At 63.6% G+C, this 6,355-nt stretch carries 6 protein-coding genes; all 6 read left to right on the top strand.

The window, feature by feature from the left end; genetic code table 11:
* Positions 1-117: 117 nt before the first annotated feature.
* Positions 118-1,110, top strand: a complete 993-nt coding sequence (locus tag BKY26_RS04175; protein WP_071689139.1) for a BMP family lipoprotein — start codon at positions 118-120, stop codon at positions 1,108-1,110.
* 162 nt (positions 1,111-1,272) lie between these two features.
* Positions 1,273-2,817, top strand: coding sequence for an ABC transporter ATP-binding protein (locus BKY26_RS04180; protein ID WP_071689140.1), 1,545 nt, complete (start codon positions 1,273-1,275; stop codon positions 2,815-2,817).
* Positions 2,817-3,905: an ABC transporter permease gene (locus BKY26_RS04185; protein WP_071689141.1), complete on the top strand. Its 1,089-nt coding sequence runs from the start codon at positions 2,817-2,819 to the stop codon at positions 3,903-3,905. The genes BKY26_RS04180 and BKY26_RS04185 overlap by 1 nt, the downstream gene beginning before the upstream one ends.
* Positions 3,906-3,908: 3 nt before the next feature.
* Positions 3,909-4,874, top strand: coding sequence for an ABC transporter permease (locus BKY26_RS04190; RefSeq protein ID WP_071689142.1), 966 nt, complete (start codon positions 3,909-3,911; stop codon positions 4,872-4,874).
* An 83-nt stretch (positions 4,875-4,957) separates the two neighbouring features.
* A complete protein-coding gene (locus BKY26_RS04195; protein WP_071689143.1) occupies positions 4,958-5,758 on the top strand; it encodes a purine-nucleoside phosphorylase in 801 nt (266 codons plus the stop codon).
* Between the two features lie 93 nt (positions 5,759-5,851).
* Positions 5,852-6,355, top strand: a 504-nt coding sequence (locus tag BKY26_RS04200; protein ID WP_131541764.1) for a sulfite exporter TauE/SafE family protein, incomplete at its 3' end; no start/stop codon positions are given.

The following is a 6,355-nucleotide window of genomic DNA, read 5'->3' on the forward strand; positions in this document are numbered from 1 at the left end:
ATACGGTTGACCCCGTGCGCGGGCTTTGCCCTTATTCAGCATGGGATCTTTCAACTTTTTCCAGGCCGGGCGCATCACCCAAAGAATGCCCCGCCATCATCCAACCGGGAGAGACACATGACTCTTTTCAAGACATTCTATGGCACTGTTGCGGCCCTTGCGATCACCGCCACCGGTGCGCTGGCCGATCCGGCGATCATCTTCGACCTCGGCGGCAAGTTCGACCGCTCGTTCAACGAGGCGGCGTTCAACGGTGCGGAACAGTGGGCCGAGGAAACCGGCGGCTCCTATCGCGAGATCGAGCTTCAGTCCGACGCACAGCGTGAACAGGCGATGCGCCGTCTGGCAGAAGCCGGTGCGAACCCCGTCGTGATGGCGGGCTTCAGCCAGGCGTCCTCGCTGGCAGTTGTGGCCCCCGACTATCCCGACACCACCTTCGTGATCATCGACGGTGTGGTCGATGCGCCGAACGTGCGCTCGGTGATCTTCTCGGAACATGAGGGATCGTACCTTGTGGGCATGCTGGCAGGTCTGGCATCGGAAACCGGCACCGTCGGCTTTGTGGGCGGCATGGACATTCCGCTGATTTCCCGCTTCGGCTGCGGCTATGCGCAGGGCGTGCGCGCGGTGAACCCGGACGCGACCATCATCCAGAACATGACCGGCACCACCCCGGCGGCCTGGAACGACCCGGTGCGCGGCGGTGAACTGACCCGTGCCCAGGTGGCACAGGGCGCTGACGTGGTCTTCGCCGCCGCTGGCGGCACCGGCCTTGGTGTTCTGCAAACCGCCGAAGACGAGGGCATCCTGTCGATCGGCGTCGACAGCAACCAGAACTACCTGCACCCCGGTTCGGTCCTGACCTCGATGCTCAAGCGCGTGGACGTGGCCGTCTATGACGCATTCTCGACCCCGGTCGACGAGATCGAGACCGGCATCCACGTCTTCGGCCTGGCCGAGGATGGCGTGGGCTATGCGCTGGACGAGCACAATGCCGACCTGATCACCGAAGACATGATCGCACAGGTGGATGCCGCCCGTGCCGCCATCATCGCCGGTGAGATCTCGGTGCATAACTACACCGAAGACGGCATGTGCCCCGTCGAGTAAATCGGTGACAGGCTGATCAAGCCCGACGGGCCGCCCCGACCGGTGGCCCGTCTTCTTTTTTGGGGCGGTGACTGGACAGACGCCCCGGCTTTGGTCACAGTTTCCCAATTGCGCCCGCATTTCGTGGCGACCCAATGAAAAACAAAAGGGACAGGCTGCCGCATGACAGACACAGAACCCTATGCGATCGAACTGAAGGGCATCTCCAAGGCCTTCGGTCCGGTTCAGGCCAACAAGGATATTTCCCTGCATGTCCGCAAAGGCACGATACACGGGATCGTCGGCGAAAACGGCGCGGGAAAATCGACGCTGATGTCGATCCTCTACGGGTTTTACAAGGCCGATGCCGGTGAGATCCTGATCAACGGCCAGCCCACCCCGATCCCCGACAGCCAGGCCGCGATCCGCGCCGGTATCGGCATGGTCCACCAGCATTTCAAGCTGGTCGAGAACTTCACCGTGGTCGAGAACGTGATCCTTGGCGCCGAAGACGGCGCGATGCTGCAGCCCTCGATCACCAAGGCGCGGCGCATTCTCAAGGAACTGTCGGACGAATATGAGCTGCATGTGGACCCGGATTCGGTGATCGAGGAAATCTCGGTCGGGCATCAACAGCGGGTCGAGATCCTCAAGCAGCTCTATCGTCACGCCGATATCCTGATCCTCGACGAACCCACGGGCGTTCTGACCCCCGCCGAGGCCGACCACCTGTTCCGTATCCTCAACGGACTGAAGGAACAGGGCAAGACGATCATCCTGATCACCCACAAGCTGCGCGAGATCATGGAAGTGACCGACAGTGTCAGCGTGATGCGTCGGGGCGAGATGACAGCGACCGTGCAGACCGCCGACACCAGCCCCGAGGAGCTGGCGGAACTGATGGTGGGCCGCAAGGTGCTGTTGCGCGTCGACAAGGCCCCCGCCAATCCGGGCGAGGTGGTGCTGGACGTAAAAGACCTGCGGGCCAATGACGATCAGAAGGTCGAACGGCTGAAAGGCATCTCGTTGCAGATCCGGGCAGGCGAGATCCTTGGCATCGCGGGGGTGGCAGGCAATGGCCAGTCGGAACTGCTGGAGGTTCTGGGCGGCATGATCCCGGCAGCGGGTGGCGCGATCACGGTCAACGGGGATCGGATCGACCTGACGGGGTCGCATTCGGACGGCCAAAGCCGCCGGGCGCGTGGTATCGCCCATGTGCCCGAGGACCGGCAGCGGGAAGGGCTGATCATGCCCTTCATGGCCTGGGAAAACATGGGCTTCGGCTATCACCACGACCCGAAATACCAGAAAAACCGCTTGTTCATGGACAATGCGGCCCTGAAGAAAGACACCGCCGAGAAGATGGAGCGCTTTGACGTGCGCCCACCCAATCCGTTCCTTGAGGCGAAGAACTTTTCCGGCGGCAATCAGCAAAAGATCGTGGTGGCGCGAGAGATCGAGCGCAATCCCGACCTGCTGCTGATCGGGCAGCCGACGCGCGGCGTCGATATCGGCGCGATCGAGTTCATTCACAAGCAGATCATCGCGCTGCGCGATCAAGGCAAGGCGATCCTGCTCGTGTCGGTGGAACTGGATGAGATCATGTCGCTGTCGGACCGCATTGCCGTCATGTTCGACGGGCAGATCATGGGTGAGAAACTGCCCTCGGAAACCAATGAGGGTGAATTGGGCCTGCTGATGGCCGGTGTGACGAAGGGGGCCGCGTGATGGACAAGATGCCGAAATGGGCCGATATCGCCCTGATCCCCTTCATCAATCTGCTGCTGGCACTGGTCGTGTCGGGGCTTGTAGTGCTCTATATCGGGGAAAGCCCGCTGGAGGCGATGGCCATCATGGTGCGCGGCGCGGTCGGGACGGCCTATGGCTGGGGCTATACGCTCTATTACGCCACCAACTTCATCTTCACCGGGCTGGCGGTCGCCGTGGCCTTCCATGCGCGGATGTTCAATATCGGTGGCGAAGGCCAGGCCGCCCTTGGCGGGCTTGGCGTGGCCGTTGTCTGCCTGTCGATCCCCTGGCCGCACTGGTCCCTTGCGCTTCTGGGGGCAATTGCGGGCTCGGCGGCCTTCGGCGCGGCCTGGGCCGCGATCCCGGCCTATCTGCAGGCCAAGCGCGGCAGCCATATCGTGATCACCACGATCATGTTCAACTTCATCGCCTCGGCGCTGCTGGTCTACCTGCTGGTCAACGTGTTCCGGGTTCCGGGGTCGATGGCGCCGGAAACTGCACGGTTTGCAGAGGGCACCCACCTGCCCAATGCCTATGACATCGCCCCCTGGCTCGGGTTCAGCCGGTCGACGCCGCTCAACGTGTCGTTCCTCGTGGCGATTGTGGCCTGCGTGGGGGTCTGGGCACTGATCTGGAGAACCCGGCTCGGCTATGAGATCCGCGCCTATGGCCACTCGCAGACCGGGGCCGTCTATGCCGGGATCAACCCGGTGCGGATCATCATGATCTCGATGCTGATCTCTGGTGGGCTCTCTGGCCTGATGGCGATCAATTCGGTGATGGGTGAGGCCGAACGGCTGGTCATCGACCCGGTGCAGGGCGCGGGATTTGTCGGGATCGCGGTGGCGCTGATGGGTCGCTCGCACCCCGTCGGTGTGTTCCTGGCGGCGCTTCTGTTCGGGATGCTCTATCAGGGCGGGGCGGAGCTGGAGTTCGAAATGCCTTCGGTCAGCCGCGAGATGCTGCTGGTCATTCAGGCGCTTGTGATCCTGTTCACCGGCGCGCTGGACAATATGGTGCGCACACCCGTGGAACGCCTGTTCCTGGCGATGCGGAAAGGGAGCTGATCCATGGATTTCGCAACTCTCATCCAGCTTCTCGACAGTTCCATCCGGCTGGCCACACCGCTGCTGCTGGCCTGTCTGGCAGGGCTCTATTCCGAACGCGCCGGGATTTTCGATATCGGTCTGGAGGGCAAGATCCTGATCTCGGCCTTCTTCTCGGCCTCGGTCGCGTTCACAACCGGCAATGTCTGGCTTGGACTTCTGGCGGGCGTCGCGTCCTCCATGGTCTTTGCGCTGCTGCACGGGGTGGCGTCGATCACCTTCCGCGGCAACCAGCTGATTTCCGGCGTGGCAATCAACTTCCTTGCCGCGGGGATGACGGTGGTGGTCAGCGACAGCTGGTTCTCGCTTGGCGGTCGGACACCGCAGCTGGAGACCTCGGGCCGGTTCCAGAACATCACCCTGCCCTTCGCGGAACAGCTGCAGGGCGTGCCGATCCTCGGGCCGATCTATCACGATCTGATCTCGGGCCATTCGATCCTGGTCTATGCCGCCTTCCTGATCGTGCCGCTGACCTGGTGGCTGCTCTACCGCACCCGGTTCGGCCTGCGCCTGCGCGCCGTTGGGGAAAACCCGGCGGCGGTGGATACGGCAGGCATCTCGGTGGTGCGGATGCGCTTTACGGCGGTGTTGATCTGCGGCGTGCTGTGCGGCATCGCCGGGGCCTATCTGTCGACCAGCCTGTCGGCAGGCTTCGTGCGCGAGATGAGCGCGGGCCGTGGCTTTATCGCGCTGGCGGCCCTGATCTTCGCCAAGTGGCGGCCGTGGTATGCGTTGATGGCCTGTTTGCTGTTCGGCCTTCTGGATGCGACGGGCAGCCTGTTTCAGAATATCCGGCTTCTGGGCGTCAGCGTGCCGGTGCAGTTCATGCAGGCACTGCCCTATATCCTTACCGTGGTCATCCTGGCCGGTTTCGTCGGGAAAGCGATCCCGCCGCGTGCCGGTGGGGAGCCCTATGTGAAAGAGCGCTGAGATCCCGGATCGCGCCGCTTGCGGCGCGATCCGGAAGGATTTTGCAAAATCCTTTCCCCGCGCCTGTTGAAAGACCAATGCCCATGTCTGACCGTGATACCCTTGTCGATCTGATCCAGTCCCGCGCCGGGACCGAGCCGGTGGCCATTGGCCTGATCCTGGGCTCTGGCCTGGGGCACCTGGCCGAAGCCGTGGACGGCATTGCCATCGACTATGCCGACCTGCCGGGCTTTCCCCATGCTGGCGTGTCCGGCCACAACCCCAAGCTGGTCATCGGTGATCTGGAAGGCACCCGCGTCGCCGTCTTCGGGGGGCGCGCGCATTACTACGAAAGCGGCCGGGGCGACGCCATGCGCCTGCCGTTGGAGGTGTTGACCGCGCTTGGGGCGGAGGCGCTGATCGCCACCAATGCGGCGGGGTCGATGCGCCCCGACATCCAGCCCGGTGACCTGATGCTGCTCACTGACCACATCAATTTCTCCGGCCTCAACCCGCTGATCGGGGAACCGTCTGACCGGCGCTTCGTGCCGATGAAGGACGCCTATGACCCCGGCATCCGGGCGGCGCTGAAGCAGGCGGCTGAGGACGAGAGCATCGCCCTCGCCGAGGGTGTCTATGCCTGGTATTCCGGCCCCTCCTTCGAAACACCGGCCGAGATCCGCGCGATCCACATGCTTGGGGCGGACGCGGTTGGCATGTCCACGGTGCCCGAGGTCATCCTGGCCCGGTTCCTGGGCCTCAAGGCCGCCGCGATCTCGACCGTGACCAATATGGCGGCGGGCCTCAGCGACGAGGCGATCAGCCACGAACATACGAAGGCCATGGCCCCCCTCGGCGCCGCGAAACTGGAGAAGATCCTGCGCCGGTACCTGCGTCAGCGCTGAGCCCGCCTGATCCGATCTGTCGCAGGGAGGCCGGTGGATTCCGACCGATCACAGGCGTAAGGGGCGATATCCGCGCCGAAAGCCCCGCCCCCCATGCAGATCTACCTTCCCATTGCCGAAGTCAGCGTCAATGCCTTCCTGCTGCTTGGCATCGGCGGGGTGGTCGGCGTGCTGTCGGGCATGTTCGGCGTCGGCGGCGGGTTTCTGATTACGCCTTTGCTGTTCCTGGCGGGCATTCCACCCGTGGTGGCCGTGGCGACCTCTGCCAACCAGATCGTGGCGTCGTCCATCTCGGGCGTCATCAGCCATTTCCAACGCCGCACCGTCGATATCCGGATGGGCTTGGTGCTGTTGGCGGGCGGGCTTCTGGGGTCGGCCCTTGGAGTGCAGGTGTTTGCAGCCTTGCGCACGGTCGGCCAGGTCGATCTGCTGGTCCGGCTGTGCTATGTCGTCTTCCTTGGCGCGATCGGGGCGATGATGTTCATCGAAAGCCTGAATGCCATCCGCGCCTCCAGAAACCCGGATGACCGGCCCCCCGTCACGCGACGCCAGCGCAACTGGGTACATGCGATGCCCTTCAAGATGCGCTTCCGCACC

It is taken from the genome of Nioella sediminis (assembly GCF_001879695.1).
Taxonomy (GTDB): domain Bacteria; phylum Pseudomonadota; class Alphaproteobacteria; order Rhodobacterales; family Rhodobacteraceae; genus Nioella; species Nioella sediminis.